Origin of the sequence: Brevundimonas sp. ZS04 (assembly GCF_001956865.1) — a bacterium.
In the GTDB taxonomy this organism is placed as follows: Bacteria; Pseudomonadota; Alphaproteobacteria; order Caulobacterales; family Caulobacteraceae; genus Brevundimonas; species Brevundimonas diminuta.
Genome location: NZ_MTHE01000015.1, coordinates 19921 through 37276, shown reverse-complemented (window position 1 = coordinate 37276; position 17356 = coordinate 19921). Strand labels below are relative to the sequence as shown.

20 protein-coding genes are annotated in these 17356 nt (G+C 69.1%); 12 read left to right on the top strand and 8 right to left on the bottom strand.

Going from position 1 to position 17356, the window contains the following annotated elements; genetic code table 11:
- The first annotated feature begins 5 nt into the window (after positions 1-5).
- The 3 genes from ccmD (at position 6) to BJP32_RS14620 (ending at position 1018) form a co-directional block, all read left to right on the top strand.
- On the top strand, positions 6-158 hold the full coding sequence (gene ccmD / locus BJP32_RS14630; RefSeq protein ID WP_003166605.1) for a heme exporter protein CcmD: 153 nt from the start codon (positions 6-8) through the stop codon (positions 156-158).
- Complete coding sequence (locus BJP32_RS14625) at positions 155-718, top strand: DsbE family thiol:disulfide interchange protein (protein WP_076224637.1); 564 nt, start codon at positions 155-157, stop codon at positions 716-718. Before ccmD ends, BJP32_RS14625 begins: the two co-directional genes overlap by 4 nt.
- A gap of 69 nt (positions 719-787) precedes the next feature.
- Entirely contained in the window at positions 788-1018 is a 231-nt protein-coding gene (locus BJP32_RS14620; RefSeq protein WP_076224635.1) for a hypothetical protein, read from the top strand.
- Positions 1019-1069: 51 nt separating this feature from the next.
- Here the strand turns inward: BJP32_RS14620 and BJP32_RS14615 are convergent, their stop codons facing one another.
- The 3 genes from BJP32_RS14615 to ftsY form a co-directional block, all read right to left on the bottom strand.
- Complete coding sequence (locus BJP32_RS14615) at positions 1070-1732, bottom strand: MarR family winged helix-turn-helix transcriptional regulator (RefSeq protein WP_076224633.1); 663 nt, start codon at positions 1730-1732, stop codon at positions 1070-1072.
- A gap of 270 nt (positions 1733-2002) precedes the next feature.
- Positions 2003-2647 carry an inner membrane-spanning protein YciB gene (locus BJP32_RS14610; protein WP_003166610.1) on the bottom strand — a complete coding sequence of 215 codons (645 nt, stop codon included), beginning with the start codon at positions 2645-2647 and terminating at the stop codon, positions 2003-2005.
- A gap of 5 nt (positions 2648-2652) precedes the next feature.
- Positions 2653-3588 carry a signal recognition particle-docking protein FtsY gene (gene ftsY / locus BJP32_RS14605; RefSeq protein WP_076224632.1) on the bottom strand — a complete coding sequence of 312 codons (936 nt, stop codon included), beginning with the start codon at positions 3586-3588 and terminating at the stop codon, positions 2653-2655.
- A gap of 177 nt (positions 3589-3765) precedes the next feature.
- On the opposite strand from ftsY, the gene BJP32_RS14600 reads away from it, so the two are divergent.
- From BJP32_RS14600 to BJP32_RS14590, 3 genes are all read left to right on the top strand, one after another.
- Positions 3766-5814: an NAD(+) synthase gene (locus BJP32_RS14600; RefSeq protein WP_076224630.1), complete on the top strand. Its 2049-nt coding sequence runs from the start codon at positions 3766-3768 to the stop codon at positions 5812-5814.
- A 171-nt stretch (positions 5815-5985) separates the two neighbouring features.
- Positions 5986-6585 carry a DUF4168 domain-containing protein gene (locus BJP32_RS14595; RefSeq protein ID WP_046652749.1) on the top strand — a complete coding sequence of 200 codons (600 nt, stop codon included), beginning with the start codon at positions 5986-5988 and terminating at the stop codon, positions 6583-6585.
- Between the two features lie 63 nt (positions 6586-6648).
- On the top strand, positions 6649-6873 hold the full coding sequence (locus BJP32_RS14590; protein WP_003166615.1) for an alkylphosphonate utilization protein: 225 nt from the start codon (positions 6649-6651) through the stop codon (positions 6871-6873).
- A gap of 49 nt (positions 6874-6922) precedes the next feature.
- Here the strand turns inward: BJP32_RS14590 and BJP32_RS14585 are convergent, their stop codons facing one another.
- The 3 genes from BJP32_RS14585 to BJP32_RS14575 form a co-directional block, all read right to left on the bottom strand.
- Positions 6923-7816: an alpha/beta fold hydrolase gene (locus tag BJP32_RS14585; protein ID WP_046652750.1), complete on the bottom strand. Its 894-nt coding sequence runs from the start codon at positions 7814-7816 to the stop codon at positions 6923-6925.
- 62 nt (positions 7817-7878) lie between these two features.
- Positions 7879-8388, bottom strand: a complete 510-nt coding sequence (locus tag BJP32_RS14580) for an HAD-IIIA family hydrolase (RefSeq protein ID WP_046652751.1) — start codon at positions 8386-8388, stop codon at positions 7879-7881.
- A complete protein-coding gene (locus BJP32_RS14575; protein WP_046652752.1) occupies positions 8385-9494 on the bottom strand; it encodes an AGE family epimerase/isomerase in 1110 nt (369 codons plus the stop codon). Before BJP32_RS14575 ends, BJP32_RS14580 begins: the two co-directional genes overlap by 4 nt.
- 200 nt (positions 9495-9694) lie before the next feature.
- On the opposite strand from BJP32_RS14575, the gene BJP32_RS14570 reads away from it, so the two are divergent.
- A complete protein-coding gene (locus BJP32_RS14570; protein WP_046652753.1) occupies positions 9695-10855 on the top strand; it encodes a DegT/DnrJ/EryC1/StrS aminotransferase family protein in 1161 nt (386 codons plus the stop codon).
- A gap of 5 nt (positions 10856-10860) precedes the next feature.
- Positions 10861-11793: a Gfo/Idh/MocA family protein gene (locus tag BJP32_RS14565; RefSeq protein WP_046652754.1), complete on the top strand. Its 933-nt coding sequence runs from the start codon at positions 10861-10863 to the stop codon at positions 11791-11793.
- Positions 11794-11845: 52 nt separating this feature from the next.
- On the opposite strand, the gene BJP32_RS14560 is transcribed toward BJP32_RS14565, so the two are convergent.
- The gene (locus tag BJP32_RS14560; RefSeq protein ID WP_046652755.1) at positions 11846-12301 is read right to left on the bottom strand and encodes a MaoC family dehydratase; all 456 of its coding nucleotides are present in this window, start codon (positions 12299-12301) and stop codon (positions 11846-11848) included.
- 54 nt (positions 12302-12355) lie between these two features.
- Positions 12356-13330 carry a threonine/serine dehydratase gene (locus tag BJP32_RS14555; RefSeq protein ID WP_046652756.1) on the bottom strand — a complete coding sequence of 325 codons (975 nt, stop codon included), beginning with the start codon at positions 13328-13330 and terminating at the stop codon, positions 12356-12358.
- A 57-nt stretch (positions 13331-13387) separates the two neighbouring features.
- On the opposite strand from BJP32_RS14555, the gene glpK reads away from it, so the two are divergent.
- From glpK to BJP32_RS14535, 4 genes are all read left to right on the top strand, one after another.
- Entirely contained in the window at positions 13388-14887 is a 1500-nt protein-coding gene (gene glpK / locus BJP32_RS14550; RefSeq protein WP_076224628.1) for a glycerol kinase GlpK, read from the top strand.
- Positions 14884-15972 (top strand): phosphotransferase family protein, encoded by a 1089-nt coding sequence (locus tag BJP32_RS14545; protein ID WP_076224627.1) that lies wholly within the window; start codon positions 14884-14886, stop codon positions 15970-15972. The genes glpK and BJP32_RS14545 overlap by 4 nt, the downstream gene beginning before the upstream one ends.
- An 88-nt stretch (positions 15973-16060) precedes the next feature.
- The gene (locus BJP32_RS14540) at positions 16061-16537 is read left to right on the top strand and encodes an Rrf2 family transcriptional regulator (RefSeq protein WP_003166623.1); all 477 of its coding nucleotides are present in this window, start codon (positions 16061-16063) and stop codon (positions 16535-16537) included.
- A 10-nt stretch (positions 16538-16547) separates the two neighbouring features.
- A complete protein-coding gene (locus BJP32_RS14535) occupies positions 16548-17354 on the top strand; it encodes an SDR family oxidoreductase (protein ID WP_076224625.1) in 807 nt (268 codons plus the stop codon).
- Positions 17355-17356 lie beyond the last annotated feature (2 nt).

The following is a 17356-nucleotide window of genomic DNA, read 5'->3' as shown; positions in this document are numbered from 1 at the left end:
GCTTCGTGCTTGATCTGGACATGAGCCCCTACGGCGCCTTCGTCTGGCCCGCCTGGGGGATCAGCGCCGTGGTGCTGGCCGCCCTGTCGGCGCGCGCCCTGATCGCCGCCCGCCGCTGGAAGCGCGAGCTGGCCCGGCTGGAGGCTGCGCGCAAATGAAACGCTGGCTGGCCCTTTTGCCCATCGCCGTCCTGGCGGCGCTGGGAATCTTCCTGATGACGCAGATGGACCGGATGGCGGGCGATCCCGCCGCGGGCCCGACCTATAAGCCGGACGCCCTGGTCGGCCAGCCGATCCCGGAGACGACGGTCCTGCCCATCCTGGCGGACGGCAAGGCCAGTGACGACCTGCTGGACCTGAAGACGGCGGGCGTCGGCAAGCCGATGATCGTCAACCTGTTCGCCAGCTGGTGCGCGCCGTGCCGTCTGGAGCATCCGCATCTGATGAAGCTCAAGGAACAGGGGATCGCCGTGGTCGGCGTGGCCTATAAGGACGATCCCGTCGCCACCGACGCCTTCCTGGAAGAGCTGGGCGATCCCTATCGCCTGGTGCTGGTCGACCGCGAGGGGCGCGCCGGGCTGGACCTGGGCGTGTCGGGCGTGCCCGAGAGCTTCGCCGTCGACGCCTATGGGACCATCGTCGCCAAGTCCTCGGGCCCGATCCTGACCGACGACGATCTGAAGACGCTGACCGACGCCCTGAACGCTCCGGCGCGTTGAGGCGATCGCGCGAAACAGGGTGAATCGCGCATTAACCATATCTAGACGAAGCGCGGGCATCCTCAGCCCATGTCCGCGATTTCGTCCGAGCGGCCGGCCTTTCCGCCCCAGGCGGGCGGTGCGGCCCACGCCCTGAGAACGGCCCAGTCGGCCTTCTTCCGCCAGGCCATGGGGTTGGCGGCGCCGATGGCGGCCGAGGAGACTGCGCGTCCCGCTGCAGCGGCTGCTGCGCCGGTCGAACAGGCGGCGCCGACGTCGCGCCTGCAACGCCCCGGCTCCCTGCTCGACATTCGGGTTTAGGGCGCAGCCTCAATACCCCGCTCATCCCGGCGGACGCCGGAAGGGAAGGACTTAGCCTTCAGCCGCGTCCTTGAGCGGAACCACGACGGCGTCGGCGACGTCGTCGGTCTGTGCTTGCTCCACGGCCGGCTCGCCCTTTTTCTTCTTCTTGCCGCGGCCGTCGGTCTTGCCGTCGCCCTTGCGGGCGGCCTTTTCCGCCTTCTTGGCGTCCTTGGCCGCCTTCTTCGCCGCCTTGATGTCGGCGCGGGCCTGTTCGGGGGCGGCGTCGGCGGCGTCGGACAGGCTGCACAACAGGTCCAGGAAGCTGTCGCGCTTGGACTTGGGCAGCAGGCCCATGATCCGCTTGTCGGCGGCCTCGACGCGCGGGCGGGCGGCCAGCAGCGCGGCCTCGCCCTCGGGCGACAGGCGCACGGCCTTGGCGCGGGCGTCCAGCGTCGAGCGTTCGCGCTCCAGCAGGCCCTTGGTCGTCATCCGCGCCACCAGGTCGGCCAGGGTCGAGCGATCGATGCCGGTGGCCTTGACCAGGTCGGTCTGCGTCAGGCCCGAGCGGGCGGCCACGGCCTCCAGCACGGCGAACTGGCGCTGGGTCAGGCCGTCCGGCCCGGCTTCCTCGGCGTAGATGTCCAGCGCCAGCTGCAACGCGCGGTGCATCAGATGGCTGGGCGATTCCGCCAGCCCGCCCTTGATCTTCGCCTGCTTGCCCGACTTGATCATCGTCTTCGTCCCCGAACAGCCCGATACCGGCCGTGGCCGGATGATGCTGCAACAGCTAACAGCCCGGCTTAACGCTTTGACGACGTTAAGGCTGACGGTTTGAAGACATTTAAGCGGGCCTACCGCGCGTTCGCGCTGCTTGAGGCCTTTGTTTGGCGGGCCTACCGGGCTTCGCCCTACTTGAGGCCCGGGAATGGATGGTCGAGTCCCTCTATGCCTCCGTCATCCTCGGGCTTGACCTGAGGATGACGAAAGGTGTCGGGGCGACCGTCAGAGACCCGTGTCGGGGGAGACGGGGCCGCGTTCCTCGTCCTTGGTCATGTTCTTCAGGATCAGCGGCACCTGGGACAGGCCGAAGATGGAGGCCGCGATCCACAGCACGCCGCGGAAGGCCGTCCAGACGCCGTTGGGGTCGGGCGTTCCCAGGTTCAGCGTCGACCAGATGGCGGTGACGGCGGTCGGGCTGCGGAACACCTCATTGGCGATGGCGACGGCCAGGAAGTAGAGGCCGTAGCGGAAGGTCAGCTTGCGCCAGGCCTCGTCCGTCACCTTGATGGCCGAGCCCAGCAGGGCCTTGAACGGATACTTCTTCAGCGGCAGCGAGCCCAGCAGGACGGCGGCCAGCAGGCCGTTCTGCACCGTCAGCTTCAGCTTCACGAACAGGTCGTCGTCGGTGACGATGGTCAGGATCCCGAACACCAGGGCGAAGCCGCCGGTGATCAGGGGCATGGGCGCCAGGCGCCGCTCCAGCACGAAGCCGACGGCCAGGGCGATGATCGAGGCGATGACCAGAACCCAGGTCGCCTTGATCATGTCGCGGGTGATGAAATAGGCGGCCATGAAGGCGACCAGGGCGCCGAAGTCGACGGCCTGACGAATCCACTGCGGGCGCTTGGTTTCGGTCGCTTCACTCATACGCTTCAGTCCTCAAGCCCGACCAGGGATCGGGAAAACGCGCGGGCGTCGAACGGTTGCAGATCCTCGACCCCTTCGCCGACGCCGATCAGCTTGATCGGGGCGTCCGAGGCCTGGGCCACGGGCACCAGGACGCCGCCGCGCGCGGTGCCGTCCAGCTTGGTCATCACCACGCCCGAGACATAGGCGGTGCGGCCGAAGATCTTTTCCTGCTCCAGCGCATTGCGGCCGACGGTGGCGTCCAGCACCAGCAGGGTCTCGTGCGGGGCGTCGGGGTCGACCTTCTTCAGCACGCGCACGATCTTCAGCAGTTCGTCCATCAGGGTCGACTTGTTCTGCAGCCGCCCGGCCGTGTCGATCAGCACGACGTCGAAGCCTTCTTCCTTGGCCTTGGCGAAGGCGTCGAAGGCCAGGCCGGCGGCGTCGGCGCCGTCGCGGCGGCTCTCGAAATGGGCGCCGGCGCGGTCGGCCCAGACCTTGAGCTGTTCGCGGGCGGCGGCGCGGAAGGTGTCGCCGGCGACGATCATCACCTTGGCGCCCTTGGCCGTCAGGTCCGAGGCGATCTTGCCCAGGGTCGTGGTCTTGCCCGAGCCGTTCACGCCGACGAACAGGACGACATAGGGCTTGGGCCCCGACAGCGGGTCGAAGGTCGCCTGACGCGGCGTCAGTTCGGCGGCCACGGCCTCGGCCAGGGCCTCCTTGATCTCGCGCTCGTCGGAGGTCTTACCGAAGCGCAGCTCGCGGAAGCGCTCGACGATGCGGGCCGAGGCGGCGGGGCCGAGATCGCTCTCGATCAGATGCTCTTCCAGCCGCTCCAGCGCCTCCTCCGAGAGGGGCTCTTTGACGAAGGTCGAGACGACCTGATCGGTCATCTGTTTCGAAGACCGGGACAGGCCTTCGCTCAGCCGCTGGAACCAGCCTTTTTTGGGCGTATCGCTCATGACGTGAGCCTTAGCCGACAGCGGTTCGCAGGTCACTACAAACCGCTCATCCCGGCCGACGCCGGGAGCCAGTGCTTTGGCTTCGCGGCGCAACCCTATATTGATCGGGAAGGCCGCAAGGTCTGTGCCTATGGCTCTCACTGGCTCCCGGCGTCGGCCGGGATGAGCGGAAAATAGATGGCGAAGTCTGAGACGCATTCCTTCCACGCCCCGCGCAGCCACGGCTTCGTGCGCGTCGCCGCCGCGACGCCGGTGGTCCATGTCGCCGACCCGGCCGCCAACGCCGGGGAACACGAACGGCTGATCCGTCAGGCGGGCGAGGCGGGTGCAGACCTGCTGGTCTTCCCCGAACTGTCCTTGAGCGCCTACGCCATCGACGACCTGCACATGCAGGCGGCCCTGCTGGAAGAGGTCGAGCGCCAGATCGCGCATCTGACCCAGGTCGCGGACGAGGCGGGCGTCATCGCCGTCATCGGCGCGCCGGTCCGCAACGGCGACGCCCTGTTCAACTGCGCCGTGGTGCTGGGCGGGGGCGAGGTGCTGGGCGTGGTCCCGAAGACCTATCTGCCCAACTACCGCGAATATTATGAGAAGCGCTGGTTCGCGCCCGCCGCCAGCCGCAGCGAGGACGCTGTCGTCCTGAACGGTGCGAGCGTCGATTTCGCGCCGGGCCTGATCTTCGAGGCGACGAACCGTCCGGGCTTCGTCTTCGCCGTCGAGATCTGCGAGGACTTCTGGGCGCCGCAGCCGCCGTCGACGCGGGCGGCGCTCGCGGGGGCGCGCATCCTGTGCAATCTCTCGGCCTCCAACATCGTCATCGGTAAGGCGGACGAGCGCGCCCTGCTGTGCGCCAGCCAGTCGGCGCGCACCCTGTCGGCCTATGTCTTCGCCGCCTCGGGCTGGGGCGAGAGTACGACGGATCTGGCGTGGGATGGTCAGGCGACCATTCATGAACTGGGGACGCGGCTGGCCGAGGGCGAACGCTTCGCCCTGCACAGCCATCTGACGGTCGCCGACGTGGACGTGGACCGCATCGGTCTGGACCGGTTGCGCAACGGCACCTTCGCCGACTGCGCGCGGATTGAAGGCGAGGCCGCGACGGTGGTGCCGTTCGAGGCGGGGGAGGGGGCGACCGACGCCCTGATCCGTCCGCTGGACCGCTTCCCCTTCGTGCCGGACGACGCCGCGCGTCTGGATCAGGACTGCTTCGAGGCCTTCAACATTCAGGTCCAGGGCCTGATGCGGCGGATGACGGCGACGGGGTCGAAGACGCTGGTGATCGGCGTCTCGGGCGGGCTCGATTCGACGCAGGCCTTGCTGGTCGCCTGCCGCGCCTTTGATCGGCTGGAGCTGCCGCGCACCGGCATCCTGGCCTTCACCATGCCGGGGTTCGCCACCTCGGACGGGACGAAGTCGAACGCCTGGGCGCTGATGAAGGCGCTGGGGGTGACGGGGGCCGAGATCGACATTCGCCCCGCCGCCGAACAGATGCTGCGCGACATCGGCCATCCATTCTCGAATGGCGAGCTGGTGCACGACATCACCTTCGAGAACGTCCAGGCGGGCCTGCGCACCGACTATCTGTTCCGCCTGGCCAATCAGAACCACGGCTTCGTGCTGGGCACCGGCGACCTGTCGGAACTGGCGCTGGGCTGGTGCACCTATGGCGTCGGCGACCACATGAGCCACTACAACGTCAACGGCGGGGTGGCGAAGACCCTGATCCAGCACCTGATCCGCTGGGTGGCTGAGCGCGGCCTGGTCGGCGAGGCGGCGACCCCGACGCTGCACGCCATCCTGGCCACGGAGATTTCGCCAGAACTGGTGCCGGCGGGCGCCGACGGCGCGATCCAGTCGACGCAGAGCATTGTCGGCCCATATGCGCTGAACGACTTCTTCCTGTTCTACATCAGCCGCTTCGGCCTGAAGCCGTCCAAGGTCGCCTATCTGGCGCATCAGGCCTGGGGCGATGCGGCGACGGGGAGTTGGCCGGTCGGCCTGCCGCAAGGCGAGCGCGTCGCCTATGACCTGCCGACCATCAAGGGGTGGCTGCGGAAGTTCCTGATCCGTTTCTTCCAGACCAGCCAGTTCAAGCGTTCCGCCGTGCCGAACGGGCCGAAGGTGGTCACGGGCGGGTCGCTGTCGCCGCGCGGCGACTGGCGGGCGCCGTCGGATTCCTCGGCGCGGGTGTGGCTGGACGAACTGGACGCCAATACGCCGGGCTGATGCGCGCGGGGGTTGAAACGACCTGCCTGGGGTTTACCCGCCCGCACGGCGCGGGTTAGCGTTTTCTTCTCCCCGCCCTCTGTGAGCCTGACACACCCGGTCGTGCGGGAGAGCCCGGATCTGTCCGGGTCAGCCTTGGGCTGAGCGTTCGGGGCTGAAGAAGGATACGCCATGCGTTTTGCAACGGCCGCCGCCCCGACCGCCATTCTGGCCGCCCTATTCCTGACCGCTGCGCCCGCCCTGGCGCAGGACGCCTCGCCCGCGCCTGCCGCCGCAGCGGCAGCCGGTGAACCGACCGACGCCGAACTGACCCAGTTCGCCGCCGCCATGAAGACCGTTCAGAGCGTGGCCGCGACCGTCCAGAACGGAACGCCCACCGAGGATCAACAGGCCCAGATGGCCGGCGCCGTGCAGAACTCGGGCCTGGCCGTCGAGCGGTTCAACGCCATTTCGGCCGCCGTTTCGGCTGACCCGATGCTGCAGGCCCGCGCGGCTGTGGCGGGCGCGACGCCGTCCGCGCCCGGCTCGGTCGGGGCCGGCGTCACCGACGCCGAAGCCGGTCAGTTCGCCGCCGCCATGGGCGAGATCTCGGGCATCGCCCGCGCTTTGAACGGCGCCCAACCGAACGCGGAACAGCAGGCCCAGATGGCCGCCGCCATCCAGAACTCGGGCCTTGAGATCGAGCGGTTCAACGCCATTTCCGCCGCTACGGCCCAGGACGAGCATCTTCAGGCGCGCATCGCCCTTGCTCAGGCGCGTCAGGGGGAATAGGCCAGTTGAAACGAGGGCCGTCGCTGATGCGGCGGCCCTTCTTCCATTCAGACAGGACTGATCATGAGCGACGACGTCACCAAGGACTCCAACGGCAACCTCCTGTCGGACGGCGACAGCGTGACCCTGATCAAGGATCTGAAGGTCAAGGGCTCGGGCGGGGTGACGTTGAAGCGCGGCACCCTGGTCAAGAACATCCGCCTGACCGGCGACCCCGACGAAATCGAGGCCAACGTCGAGAAGGTGCGCGGCCTGGTCCTGCGCACGGAGTTCGTGAAGAAGGCATAATTTAGGGGGCCTACCGCGCTTCGCGCTACTTGAGGCCCAGCAGGCTGATTCAGCCCACCTCCGCCAGAAACTCGAAGATGGCCGCGCGCGCCTCTGGCTCGTCCAGCATGGGGGCGTGGCCGACGCCGGGAACCTCGGCATAAGCCATGGCGGGGGCGGCCTTCTTCATCTTGTCGGCGATGGCGGAACTGAGCAGGTCCGAGGTTCCGCCGCGCACCAGCAGGGTCGGCTTCTTGCGCGCCAGCGCCCGGAACGAGGGCCAAAGGTTGGGAACCAGGGCCTTGGACCCCGCCGCCTTGATCGGCGCCGCGATGTCGGGGTCATAGTCCAGCACGGGCGCCCCTTCGGTCCCCTCGCGGAAGACGCGGCGGGCGAAGGCGGCCCAGTCGGCGTCCGTATAGTCGGGGAAGGCCGCCTCATTGATCCGGCGGGCGTAGGCGGTCGCGTCGTCCCAGCTTTCGATTACGACCGGCTGGCCGGTATAGGCGGCGATGCGGGCCAGGCCCTCGGCCGCGACCTCGGGGCCGACGTCGTTGAGGATGGCGGCGGCGATGGCCTTGGGCTTCAACGCCGTCAGCGCCAGGGTGATCAGCCCGCCCATGGAGGTGCCGAGGAAGACCGCCTTCTCGATCCCGGCCTGCTCCATCAGGGCCATGACATCCTTCGCATAGACGTCCGGCGTATAGGTCATGGGATCGGACGCCCGGTCCGAGCGTCCGCGCCCGCGCACGTCGACGGCCAGGACGCGGCGGCCGCTGTGGGCGATCAGGCCGGCGATGACGCCGAAATCGGCGCTGTTGCGCGTCAGGCCGTGGATGGCGATGACCGGCAGGCGCGCCGGACCTTCGGCCGGGGCGTAGTCGCGCGCATAGAGGTTCAATCCGTCCGGCGAGGTCCAGCGCCGCTCGACGTAGCGGTCGGCCAGCGGGGTGGTCATCGGCATGGATCGTCTCCGAACAGCAGTTCCGTTCGAGCGACGTTAATTCATCGATTGCGGAATAGCGATCAGGCGAGCGGCAGATCGCGGATGAATTGATCGAGATCGCCCTCGGTGAAGCGGTGGCCCGTCACGCCCGCGCGTCGCGCCGCCTCCATGTCGGACGGCTGGTCGCCGATCATCAACGAGCGGGAGAGGTCGAGGTCGTGCTCGGCGGCGGCCCTCAGCAACATGCCGGGATTGGGCTTGCGGTCGGGGTGGTCGGGGTGGCGATAGCGTTCGTCCGCCGCTTCAGAATGGAAGGGGCAGGCGTAGACGGCGTCGATGCGTCCGCCGCCTTCGGCCAGCCGCGCGACCAGCCGGCGGTTGAAGTCGTGCATGGTCTCTTCGCTGAACATGCCGCGCGCCACGCCCGACTGGTTGGTGACGATGACGGTGACATAGCCCGCCGCGTTCAGTCGCTTCACCGCATCGGCTGCGCCGGGGATCAGCACCAGTTGATCGGGCCGGTGCGGATAGCCGCTGTCGACGATCAGCACGCCGTCGCGGTCGAGGAAGGCGGCGGGGCGCTGGGTCATGCGGGCTCCGTCAACAGGGCCGAGAAGGCGGTCATCAGGTGATAGAGGCTCGAGGCGGGAACGGCGGCGTCCAGCGGCCGTCCCTCGGCGTCAAAGGCGTCGATCCACAGGCCGGGCGTCGTCGTGGCCAGGTGGGTCTCGAACAGGCGATCGATCAATCCGGCCGCCCTGAGGTGTTCGCCGCGCGCATGCAGGACGCGCAGAAGCTCGGTCTGGGCCCACAGGCGTACGCCGCCGTCGCGGACCTGGCCGATCCGGTTGATCTCGCGCACGGCCAGCCCATCCGCGCGGACCCCGCAGGTCAGGGCGCTGGTGTAGAGAGCCCGCGCGAGAGAGCTCAGGTCCGGCAGGCCGAGACGCGCGGCTTCGCCCAGCAGCCAGACCCATTCCATGTGGTGCCCCGGCTCGATGCATTGACCTTCTGAGCCGGGGCGCGGGCTCCAGTCGGCCTCGTAGAACTCGCCCAGCATCAGATGCTCGCGGTCGAAGAAGCGCCGGTTGAACAGGTCCAGCACCGAGCGCGCCGCCGTTTCAAAGGCCGGATCGGGCGCTGTCGCCTGCCAGGCCAGCAGGGCCTCCAGCATGTGCATGTGCGGGTTCTGGCGGCGCGGCAAGACCGGGGGCAGGGCCTCCTGCCAGCCGCCGTGGACCGGGTCGGCCATCTGCGCCTGGATGGCCGCCAGCGTCTCCAGCGCCAGCGGCTGCGCCTGTTCGTCCTTCAGCACGCGGTGCGCGGCGGCCAGGGCGAACAGGACGAAGGCCAGGTCATAGAGGTCGGGCGTGGCGTCGATCACGACCCCTGCGTCGTCCGTGGCGCGCACCCACAGGCCGTCGTCCCGGCGGTTGTTGCGGATCAGGGCGTCCAGCGCGGCGCGGGCGACGGGCTCGCCCTCGGTCCAGCCCAGCGCGACGGCCTGGATGAAGACATAGGTCTGGCGCGCCTGGACGCGGGTGCGGCGGGGGACGCCCATGACGGGCCGCCCATTGAAGTCCAGCTTCTCGAAGAAGCGGTCCTGATCGTCGATCCCTGCCGCCGCCCACAGCGGCAGGGCCTGGCCGAACAGCCAGTCATGGACCCGGTTCCTGGCGGCGGCGTCGAAGCTCATGGCTCCGGCTTAGGCGGCGCTCCCGACTTTGCCAAGCCGCCCTTTCGTTGCATCGCGCAACGCGAAGTGACTCCGGGGGGTTTGTTCAGCACCCCGCCGCTTTGCTAGGACGCAGGCTGACACAGACGACCCGCCTTCGCGTCCGCGCCCCGGAAGACGATTCCCCGCTGCGCCGGCCCCATCGAGAGAGCGACATCGCAATGACCATTCCCTTCATCGACCTTCAGGCCCAGCGTCTGCGCCTCGGCGGCAAGATCGAGGCCGCCGTTCAGGAGGCCGTCGTCGGCGGCGCCTGGGTCATGGGCCCGCAGGTGCGCCAGTTCGAGGCCGACCTGGCCGCCTTCGGCAAGGCGAAGCACGCCCTGGGCTGCGCCAACGGCACCGACGCCCTGGCCCTGCCGCTGATGGCCTGGGGAATCGGGCGCGGGGACGCGGTCTTCGTCCCCAGCTTCACCTTCGCCGCCACCGCCGAGGTCGTGCCCTGGTTCGACGCCGAGCCGGTCTTCGTCGACGTGGACCAGAGCACCTACAACATGGACCCGGCGGCGCTGGAGCGCGCCATCGAAGGGATCAAGGCCGAAGGCCGCCTGACCCCGCGCGTGGTCATCGCCGTCGACCTGTTCGGCCAGCCCGCCGACTATCCGGCGATCAAGGCGATCTGCGACAAGCACGGCCTGAAGCTGATCTCGGATTCGGCCCAGGGCTTCGGCTGCACCATCGACGGCGCGCATCCGCTGGAATGGGCCGATGTGACCACCACCAGCTTCTTCCCGGCCAAGCCGCTGGGCTGCTACGGCGACGGCGGGGCGGTGCTGACCAATGACGACGACCTGGCCCAGCTGATGGATTCCATCCGGGTTCACGGCAAGGCGGTGGGCGTCGACCTGAAGGACCGCACCTTCGACCATGACCCCAAATATCTGAACATGCGCATCGGCCTGAACAGCCGTCTGGACACCATCCAGGCCGCCGTCCTGATCGAGAAGCTGAAGGTCTTCGCGCAGGAGATCGAGTGGCGCAACGCCGCCGCCGCCCGCTACAACGAAGGCCTCCGTCCCCACGTCGCCAAGGTTCCGGACGTTCCGGCGGGCAAGGTCTCCAACTGGGCGCAGTACACGGTCGAGCACTCCGACCGCGACGCCCTGGCCGCGCACCTGAAGGAACAGGGCGTGCCGACGGCGGTCTATTATCCGATCCCGCTGCACCTTCAGCCCGCCTATGAGCATTATCCGCGCGGCGCGGGCGGCCTGCCCGTCACCGAGCGGCTGAAGGATGTGGTGATCAGTCTGCCGATGCACGCTGATCTGGACGCGGCGACGCAGGACCGCATCATCGCCGCCGTCGCCAGCTTCAAGGCCTGATCCGCATGACCATCCATCAGACCCCCCTCAAGATCGGCGTCGCGGGCGCCGGCGTCATGGGCCGCAACCACGCCCGCGTTCTGGCCGAACTGCGCGACGTCGAGCTGACGACCGTCTTCGATCCGGACGCCGTGACGGCCGAGGGCGTGGCCGCCGCCTATGGGGCGACCGCCGTGACGACGGCCGAGGCCTTCGTGGCCGCCGGACTGGACGCCGCCGTCATCGCCACGCCGAACCGCTATCACGCCGAACTGGGCGTGGCCCTGCTGAACGCGGGCGTCCATGTGCTGGTGGAGAAGCCGATCGCGGCCACCGTCTCTGACGCCCAGGCCATGATCGACGCGGCCAGGGCCAATGACCGCGTGCTGATGGTCGGCCATGTCGAGCGCTTCAACCCGGCGGTCGAGACGGTCAAGCGCGCCATCGACGGCGACGAGATCATCTCCATCCAGATCACCCGCGTCGGCCCCTTCCCGCCGCGCATGGGCGAGGTCGGGGTGGTCATCGACCTGGCCGTGCACGACATCGACATCATCCGCCATCTGACCGGGTCGGAGATGACCGAGGTCCAGTCCCTGCTGGGCCACACCCATGCCTCGCGCGAGGACTCGGCCCTGCTGCAGTTCCGCATGGACAATGGGGTGATCGCCCACATCACCACCAACTGGGTCACGCCCTATAAGACCCGCGTCCTGCAGGTGGCGACCAAGAACCGCTTCATCGTCGCCGACCTGATCACCCGTCAGGTGACGGAATTCTTCGGCCAGCAGCCGGACGGCTCCTATTCGACGCGGATGCTGAACGCCTGGCCCGCCGAGCCGCTCAAGAAGGAGCACGAGGCCTTCGTCCACGCCATCCGCACCGGCGAGACGGCGGCGGTCAGCGGCGAAGACGGCCTGCGCAATCTGGAAGTGGCGCTGAGGTGCCTGGGCGAATAGGCGCCCATGGATTTCCGCTCACCCCGGCGCTCGCCGGGATGAACGGGAGGCTCTAGGCCTTCACCACCTGCATCGTCAGCCATTCGGCGATCAGGGCGGGCTTGTCGCCGCCGTCGATCTCGACGGTCAGTTCGTGCTTCAGCAGCCATCGGCCGCCGCCCTTGTCCTCGGTCGACAGCAGTTTGAAGCGGCCGCGCACGCGCGATCCCGACGGCGCCGGGGCGAGGAAGCGCAGGCGGTCGAAGCCGTAGTTCACCCCCATGACCAGATCATCCAGCGGGGCGATCGCATCCATGCTCATGGCCGAGGCGAGGCTGAGGGTCAGGAATCCGTGCGCGATGGTCCCGCCGAAGGGCGTCGCCTTGGCGCGCTCGGGATCGACGTGGATGAACTGCTCGTCCTCGGTCAGTCCGGCGAAGGCGTCGATGCGCGCCTGATCCAGCGCGAACCAGCGGCTGACGCCGACCTCCTGACCGATCAGGGATTGAAGTTCGCTGGCCTTGGTCATGTGACGCCCTCCCGTTTGCGCCAGCCTTGCGCGGGGAGGGGGCGGAGGCAAGGCCTACCCTTCGAACCGTCCCTCGATGATTTCGCTGAACAGGCCGGGGTCGACGTTGCCGCCCGACAGGACGACGCCCGTGGTCAGCCCCTTCGCCTCGACCTTGCCTGACAGCAGGGCCGCCAGAGACACGGCGCCGCCCGGCTCTATGACCAGCTTCAGCCAGCGGAAGGCGAAGCGCATGGCCTCGGCGACCTCGGCGTCGGTGACGGTCGCGGCGCCCGCCAGGCGCCGGTTGATCGGCCAGGTCAGTTCGCCCGGAATGGGCGCCATCAGGGCGTCGCAGATGGACGGCGACCCTTGCGGATGGGCGGTGCGGGCGTCCGCCTCCAGCGAGCGGCGGGTGTCGTCGAAGGCTTCGGGCTCGACCACGATGACGCGGGTGGCGGGGCTCTGTTCGGCCATGACCAGATTGATCCCGGCGATCAGCCCGCCGCCTGAGGCGCCGCACAGCAACTGGTCCATCGGCACGCCCGCTTGCTCCAGCATCTCCAGCCCGACCGTGCCCTGGCCCTCGATGATGAAGGGATCGTCGAACGGCGGGACCAGCACCGAGCCGCGCTCGGCCGCGATCTCGGCGCCGATGGCCTCGCGGCTTTCGGTCCAGCGATCGTAGAAGCGGACCTCGCCGCCGAAGGCGCGCACGCCCTCGACCTTCACCGTCGGGCTGTCGGACGGCATGACGATGACGGCGGGCGTGCCGACCGACTTGGCCGCCGCCGCCACGCCCTGCGCATGGTTGCCGGATGAATAGGCCACGACGCCGCGCGTCTTTTCTTCGGCGCTCAGGCGGCTGACGCGGTTATAGGCGCCGCGGAACTTGAAGGCGCCCGCGACCTGAAAGGTTTCGGCCTTCATCAGGACGCGCCCGCCGACGGCCTCGTTCAGGGCCGGATGCGCGATCAGCGGCGTGCGGACGGCGGCGGGGGCGATCTGGCGGGCGGCGTCGACGACGCCTTGGAAACTGGGCGTATGCATGGCTTCCCTCTTACGTCGCGGCGCAGGCTCTGCATAACTCACATCATGCAAGCAAATATGATCCTCGCCATCGACCAGGGCACGACCTCGACGCGGGCGATCGCGTTTGAGGTCTCGCCCGATGGGGCCTTTCATGCGGTCGCCGTCAGCCAGATCGAGCTGGCGCAGCACTTCCCGCAGTCGGGTTGGGTCGAGCATGACGCGGCCGAGATCTGGCGCGCGACTCTGCAGACCTGTCGCGAGGTGGTCAGGAAGGCGGGCGGCGTCGGCCGCTTCGCCGCCATCGGCATCACCAATCAGCGCGAGACCTCGGTGATCTGGGACGCGGCGACGGGCGAGCCCCTGCACCGCGCCATCGTCTGGCAGGACCGGCGCACGGCCGAGGCCACGGGCAAGCTGGCGGCGGCAGGGCATGAGGCGATGGTGCAGGCGGCGACGGGCCTGATCCTCGACCCCTATTTCTCGGCCTCGAAATACGCCTGGCTGCTGGACGCCGTGCCCGGCGCGCGCGAGCGCGCGGCGCGCGGCGAGGTCAAGCTGGGCACGATCGACGCCTGGCTGATCTGGAAGCTGACCGGCGGACAAAGCCACGTCACCGACGCCACCAACGCCAGTCGCACCAGCCTGATGGACCTCACGACCCGCACATGGCGCCAGGATCTGTGCAACCTGTTTGGCGTGCCGATGCAGGCCCTGCCGGAAATCCGCGACTGCGACGCCCTGCTGGGCGAGGCCGAGGCGTCCCTGCTGGGGCGCGCCCTGCCCATTCATGGCTCGGCGGGGGATCAGCACGCGGCGCTGGTCGGACACGGGGCGCTGACGGCGGGGGACGCCAAGATCACCTATGGCACCGGCGCCTTTCTGGTGGCCAATGTCGGGGCGGCGCCTGTGGCCTCGACCTCGCGGCTGCTGGGGACGCTGGGCTATGCGGCGGGCGGCGAGGCGGCCTATGCGCTGGAGGGGTCCATCTTTTCGGCCGGATCGGCGATCCAGTGGCTGCGCGACGGGCTGAAGGTGCTGTCGGACTCGCGTCAGTCCGAGGCCATGGCCCAGACACTGAAAGACAACGGGGGGGTCTATCTGGTCCCCGGCTTCACCGGCCTGGGCGCGCCGTGGTGGGAGCCGGAGGCGCGGGGCACGGTCGTCGGCCTGACCCGCGACAGCGGACCGGCGCACATGGTCCGTGCGGCGCTGGAGAGCCTGGCCTATCAGACCCGCGATCTGCTGGACGCCCTGACCAGAGACGGAGCGCCGCCGCTGAAGCGGCTCAAGGTCGACGGCGGCGTCACCGCCAACGCCTTCGCCATGCAGTTCATCGCCGACATCTGCGAGGTCGAGGTGGAGCGGCCGGCTTTCCAGGAAATGACGGCCATGGGGGCGGCGCGGCTGGCGGCCTATGGCGTGGGCCTGACCGAGGCCCTGTGGACCGCACCGGCCGAGGCGCCCGCCGTCTGGACCCCGCGCATGGGAGCCGAGGAGCGGGCGCGGCTGCTCAAGGGCTGGCGCGGCGCGGTCAGGGCGGCCATCATCGCCGTCCAGCCGGAGGAGGGGGAATGACCGAGGCCGCGGATTCACAGGCATTGGACGCTCAAACCGCGTTTTCGGGCACGCGCGAGGTGGACGACCGCCATCGGCTGGACGAGGCGGCGCTGGACGCCTGGCTGGCGGCGAACGTCGAGGGCTACGCCGGGCCGCTGACCCTGCGTCAGTTCAAGGGCGGCCAGTCCAACCCGACCTATGAGCTGACCACGCCGGGCCGGACCTATGTGCTGCGTCGCAAGCCGCCGGGCGCGTTGCTGGCCAGCGCACACGCCGTCGACCGCGAGTTCGCCGTTATTTCCGCCCTGCACGCCCAGGGTTTTCCGGTCGCGCGGCCCTATGCTCTGTGTACGGATGATGGCGTCGTCGGCTCCATCTTCTACGTCATGGAGAAGGTCGAGGGGCGCATCTTCTGGGACTTGAAGCTGCCCGGCCTGACGCCGCCGGAGCGCCGCGCCGTCTATGACGCCCAGGTCGATACGCTGGCGGCCCTGCACCGACTGGAGCCCGACGCCGTCGGCCTGGCCGACTACGGCAAGGCGGGGAACTATTTCGCGCGCCAGGTGGGGCGCTGGACCAAACAGTATCGCGCCTCCGAGATCGAACCGATCGCGGCCATGGACCGTCTGATCGCCTTCCTGCCCGACAGCCTGCCGCCCGAGGGACCGACGCGGATCGTGCATGGGGATTTCCGGCTCGACAATCTGATCCTCGATCCGGCCGAGGCGAAGGTGCGGGCGGTGCTGGACTGGGAGCTGTCGACCTTGGGCGACCCGATGGCGGACTTCTCCTATCTGCTGATCGCCTGGGTCATTCCGGCGTCCCTGCGCAACGGCCTGGCCGGGGCGGACCTGAAGGCGCTGGGTATTCCTTCGGTCGAGGAGACGGTCGAACGCTATGCGCAGAAGACCGCGACGGCGGCGCCGACGAACCTGGACTGGCTGTTCGCCTATAATCTGTTCCGGCTGGCGGCCATCTGTCAGGGCATCGCCGGGCGGGTGCGCGACGGCACCGCCGCCAGCGCCCATGCGCGGGCGATGGCGGCCCAGGTCGGCCCGCTTTCGGACGCGGCCTGGGGCTTTGCGCGCAAGGCCGGGGCCTAGCGGAGCTATATGGAAACAGTTTTTGTTACGGATCGATTTGTGAAACGCCCTCGGAAGGCCTACCTTCCTATCAGGAGCATGAACCCTGATGTCTGACAGCCAACGTTTTCCCGTCGCCGCCCACGCCCTGGCCTATCTGGCCCACAAGGGCGCCTATGCGGCGACTGAGGCCGAGCCGAGCGCCGTCCTGGCGGCTTCGGTGCCGACCAATCCGGTGGTGATCCGCCGGGTCACGGCCCTGCTGGCCAAGGCGGGCCTGATCGCCACGCGCCCCGGCGCGTCGGGCGGGTCGTGGCTGCTGCGGCGGCCCGAGGATATTCGCCTGGATGAGGTGCTGAAGGCGGTGAACGGCTGCGCCCAGCTGGGTTCGCCGCCCGCCGGGGCCAAGGGCTGCCCAGTGGGCGAGCATATTCCGCGCCAGGTGGCCAAGGCCCTGACGGCGGCGGATCAGGCGGCGGGCGCGGCCCTGTCGAAGATCACCATCGCCGACCTGCTGGCCGAAGATTCCGAGGTGCTGCGTCCGTTCGCGCCGCATCCGTGCTGCCCCAACGCCGACGCGGCCTGACGAGGCGTCCTTGGGGGAGGGGCGTCGCACCGTTCTGATCACCGGGGCTTCGGCGGGCATCGGCGCCGCCCTGGCGCGCGTCTGCGCGGCGCGAGGCCATGACCTGATCCTGACCGCCCGGCGCGAAGGGCCGCTTCAGGCCCTGGCCGCGGAGCTGGCCGCCGCCCACGGAGTCGCCGCGACCGTCGTCGTCGCCGACCTGGCTGAACCCGAGGCGCCTGCGCGTCTGGTCGAGGCGATCGGGGCGCGGGGGTTGAGCGTCGACGGCCTGATCAACAATGCGGGCTTCAGCCGGACCACAGGCTTTCTGGCGACCGATCCGGCGGACCACGCCGCCATGATCCGCGTCATGCTGAGCGCGCCGGTCGAGCTGTCGCGCCTGGTGCTGCCCGGCATGGTCGCGCGCGGCTGGGGCCGGGTGCTGAACGTGGCCTCCCTGGCCGGGCAGATGCCGGCGACGGGCGGCGACACGCTTTACGGCCCGATCAAGAGCTTCCTGATCAAGGCGTCGCAGGGGTTGTGGCTGGAGACGCAAGGGACCGGCGTGCATGTCACCGCCCTGTGCCCCGGCTACACCTATACCGAGTTCCACGACGTCAACGGCTCGCGCGAGCAGGTCTCGGCCGCCTATCCCAAGTGGATGTGGATGGACGCCGACCGCGTGGCCCGCATCGGCTGGGACGCGGTCGAAGCCAATCGGCCGCGCGTGACGCCGGGCGCAGCCAACAATGTGCTGGCGGCGCTGGGCGGGCTGCTGCCCGACGCCCTGGCGCTGAAGATGGTCGGCGGCCACGCTAGACGGCTGGACCGCCTCTAGAG

Excerpts from the sequence above, each read along its gene's own strand:
- BJP32_RS14570 (WP_046652753.1), top strand. The coding sequence starts at position 9,695 with ATGACCATTCCCTTCATCGACCTTCAGGCCCAGCGTCTGCGCCTCGGC.
- ftsY (WP_076224632.1), bottom strand. The coding sequence starts at position 3,588 with ATGAGCGATACGCCCAAAAAAGGCTGGTTCCAGCGGCTGAGCGAAGGC.
- BJP32_RS14610 (WP_003166610.1), bottom strand. The coding sequence starts at position 2,647 with ATGAGTGAAGCGACCGAAACCAAGCGCCCGCAGTGGATTCGTCAGGCC.
- BJP32_RS14540 (WP_003166623.1), top strand. The coding sequence starts at position 16,061 with ATGTCTGACAGCCAACGTTTTCCCGTCGCCGCCCACGCCCTGGCCTAT.
- BJP32_RS14595 (WP_046652749.1), top strand. The coding sequence starts at position 5,986 with ATGCGTTTTGCAACGGCCGCCGCCCCGACCGCCATTCTGGCCGCCCTA.
- BJP32_RS14600 (WP_076224630.1), top strand. The coding sequence starts at position 3,766 with ATGGCGAAGTCTGAGACGCATTCCTTCCACGCCCCGCGCAGCCACGGC.
- BJP32_RS14555 (WP_046652756.1), bottom strand. The coding sequence starts at position 13,330 with ATGCATACGCCCAGTTTCCAAGGCGTCGTCGACGCCGCCCGCCAGATC.
- BJP32_RS14625 (WP_076224637.1), top strand. The coding sequence starts at position 155 with ATGAAACGCTGGCTGGCCCTTTTGCCCATCGCCGTCCTGGCGGCGCTG.
- BJP32_RS14615 (WP_076224633.1), bottom strand. The coding sequence starts at position 1,732 with ATGATCAAGTCGGGCAAGCAGGCGAAGATCAAGGGCGGGCTGGCGGAA.
- BJP32_RS14545 (WP_076224627.1), top strand. The coding sequence starts at position 14,884 with ATGACCGAGGCCGCGGATTCACAGGCATTGGACGCTCAAACCGCGTTT.
- BJP32_RS14565 (WP_046652754.1), top strand. The coding sequence starts at position 10,861 with ATGACCATCCATCAGACCCCCCTCAAGATCGGCGTCGCGGGCGCCGGC.
- glpK (WP_076224628.1), top strand. The coding sequence starts at position 13,388 with ATGATCCTCGCCATCGACCAGGGCACGACCTCGACGCGGGCGATCGCG.
- BJP32_RS14590 (WP_003166615.1), top strand. The coding sequence starts at position 6,649 with ATGAGCGACGACGTCACCAAGGACTCCAACGGCAACCTCCTGTCGGAC.
- BJP32_RS14560 (WP_046652755.1), bottom strand. The coding sequence starts at position 12,301 with ATGACCAAGGCCAGCGAACTTCAATCCCTGATCGGTCAGGAGGTCGGC.
- BJP32_RS14580 (WP_046652751.1), bottom strand. The coding sequence starts at position 8,388 with ATGACCCAGCGCCCCGCCGCCTTCCTCGACCGCGACGGCGTGCTGATC.
- BJP32_RS14585 (WP_046652750.1), bottom strand. The coding sequence starts at position 7,816 with ATGCCGATGACCACCCCGCTGGCCGACCGCTACGTCGAGCGGCGCTGG.
- BJP32_RS14575 (WP_046652752.1), bottom strand. The coding sequence starts at position 9,494 with ATGAGCTTCGACGCCGCCGCCAGGAACCGGGTCCATGACTGGCTGTTC.
- BJP32_RS14620 (WP_076224635.1), top strand. The coding sequence starts at position 788 with ATGTCCGCGATTTCGTCCGAGCGGCCGGCCTTTCCGCCCCAGGCGGGC.